The organism is Nafulsella turpanensis ZLM-10 (assembly GCF_000346615.1).
In the GTDB taxonomy this organism is placed as follows: Bacteria; Bacteroidota; Bacteroidia; order Cytophagales; family Cyclobacteriaceae; genus Nafulsella; species Nafulsella turpanensis.
On record NZ_ANNU01000009.1, the window covers coordinates 1 to 1,974 of the forward strand.

Annotated in this window: 1 protein-coding gene; it reads right to left on the reverse strand. The window is 44.4% G+C overall.

Annotated features, from left to right (window positions below):
- Positions 1-128 precede the first annotated feature (128 nt).
- Positions 129-1,499, reverse strand: a complete 1,371-nt coding sequence (gene ltrA / locus F752_RS0104765; RefSeq protein ID WP_017730590.1) for a group II intron reverse transcriptase/maturase — start codon at positions 1,497-1,499, stop codon at positions 129-131.
- Positions 1,500-1,974: the final 475 nt, after the last annotated feature.

Below are 1,974 nucleotides of genomic sequence, written 5' to 3' on the forward strand. Positions count from 1 at the left end.
GTAGAGTAGGCCCTGATAGTCTACAGTTAAATTTTATCAAAAGATAATAAAAATCTGTACACTATCAGTGACCCCTTCATCAAACCGTACGTGAAGTTTTCCTTCATACGGCTTACCGATAGAGTTCTTCATTGAGCTTTCGCAAGTGATTTCAGACGCGCATACTTTCCCAAGTCTAACAAGTTCTTGTGTTTCACAAGGTTATTGTAAGGTCGCTGGCGGAGCGACTTGTGCGCCTTCCTTCCTTTACTTTTCAACCATTTGTAGAGTTTGAAATCCAGATGGGGGATAATGGTATTGATGGTTTCCCAAATATGAGTCACTTTACTGATGGAAAAGTAATTCAACCAACCAATGAGCACTTCATTTAGCTTATAAACCATAGGTTCTATCTTCCAGTGCCTCCGCTTTGCCAGAAGCTCACGGATATGGGAGAACAGCTTTTTCCTTGATTTTAAACTGGGTCGAATGTTCGTGTAAATCTTCCTGTTCCATGAGAACATGGAGCGAATTGTACGAAATTCAAAGCCCAGAAAGTGCAGACTGCTTTTATTGGCGTGAAGAATCTTAGTCTTCTCCTTATTCAGTCTTAGTCCCATTCGATTCATGAGTGAATCGATATACCTTCGGATTTCTCCGCTGTACCTCTGGGTCCCCATCAATACAAAATCATCTGCATAGCGTACTATACGAATGTTTGCTTTGGCAAATTTCCCTTGTGGATTGCTTACAATCCGGTCGAAGATATGCAGGTAAATATTAGCTAACAGAGGCGAGATTACTCCACCCTGGGGAGTGCCCTCTGTAGATTCCAGCAGTTCTCCATTCCTTAACTGAATGGGAGAAGTGAGCCACTGGCCAATCAGGTTAAGGATTCCTTTGTCGCTGATGCGCTCTTTAAGCAAGATGAAAAGCTTATTGTGCGGGATGGTGTCGAAATACTTAGACAGGTCCGCATCATAGATGAATCTATGTCCATCGTATAAGTTCTTCCTTATCTGCTTAATGGCATCCTGTGCTCCCCTTCTGGGCCTGAATCCATAGGATGTGGGGATAAAATCCGCTTCCCATAATGGTTCTATGACCATCTTTACTGCCATCTGGACGATACGGTCCTTGATGGTGGGGATACCTAATAGACGGAATTCTCCTTTCTTTTCCTTCGGAATTTCAACCCGCTTGACCGGGGAACTGCGATAGGTGTTGCTGCGTAGCGCTGCTTGTAGCTCCGTCAGGTATTGATGCAATCCCTGCTTTTCAATATCTGCAAAGCCTACCTTGTCTACACCTCTTCCCGTTGAGTAGCTTTGTTTTACTCTGCGCCAGGATTCTATCAGCACATAGTCCAGACATACCTTGTCCTTCAGGCTATATGCTTTAAAATCCTTCTCTTGCTTGGCTCTAATGTATAGCTTCCTTTGAAAAGCACGGACACGCTCATCACAAAGTGATGGACTTACTAATAGATGCTCATCAATATAGGTCGTCCTGCATTTCATATAAGCTTCTCTAAAGTAGGGCCTCTTCCCTGACCCAGGGTTTTGTTGTCCCTGGCTTTGGCAGTACTATAGGCCCCTCCGACTTCTGCAAACCCCCTCTTCCATTTCGTTATACTTATAGGAAAAGGTTTTCGCTAGCCAACCTCCAGGCATGCAGACCTCCCACGTTTAGTGACAATCCATCTATAATCACGCAATCCCTATGACTCCGGCAGTTTACTGAAATTCATATGACTGTTTATCCTTTCAGTATGTCAGGGTTCAGGACCGTCGACACCCTCCCCAAATCTGCGGATTGCAATCTCGAAGCTACTACGGGTTCACGCTTTCGCGTTACAGCTTGATTATTTGAAAGAACAAAGCTTCAACTGCACCTTCACAGATACAGCTGTTTGTTTTTCTTCAGGGTGAACAGACAATTGCCCTGGTAGGATTCGCACCTACTGGATTATCACCACCTCGTGGCACACCAACG